Here is a 380-nt window from a genome sequence, read left to right on the forward strand (position 1 = left end):
AGCGTGCTCTCCAAAAGCGGATACAGGTCGACCAGCGCAAAGCTCACGGCCAGCTTGCCGCGCGCAATGCCGGTGATGTCGAGCAGGTCGTCGATCAGGCGCGCTTCCAGCTCGGCATTGCGGCGCACGACTTCGAGCTGCGCGACCGCATACGCCGGCAGGTCCTGACGCAGTTCCAGCAGATGCACGGCGGTCAGGATGGGCGTGAGCGGCGTGCGCAGCTCATGCGAGAGCACCGCCAGGAAGTGGTCCTTGGCGTGGTTGGCAGTCTCGGCTTCTTCCTTGGCACGGCGCAGGGCGTCGGCCGCGATGCGCTCTTCCGTCGAGTCGCGGATGATCTTCGAGAAGCCGACCAGTTGCCCCGTCTCGTTGTGGATGGC

The 380-nt window shown here is 65.8% G+C and carries 1 protein-coding gene; it reads right to left on the reverse strand.

What is annotated here, in order from left to right; translation table 11 throughout:
• Positions 1–380: sensor histidine kinase (locus JWG43_RS19395; protein WP_275888528.1), on the reverse strand; the 380-nt coding region annotated here is incomplete at both ends.

The organism is Desulfobulbus alkaliphilus, from assembly GCF_016918545.1.
Lineage (GTDB): Bacteria > Desulfobacterota > Desulfobulbia > Desulfobulbales > Desulfobulbaceae > Desulfobulbus > Desulfobulbus alkaliphilus.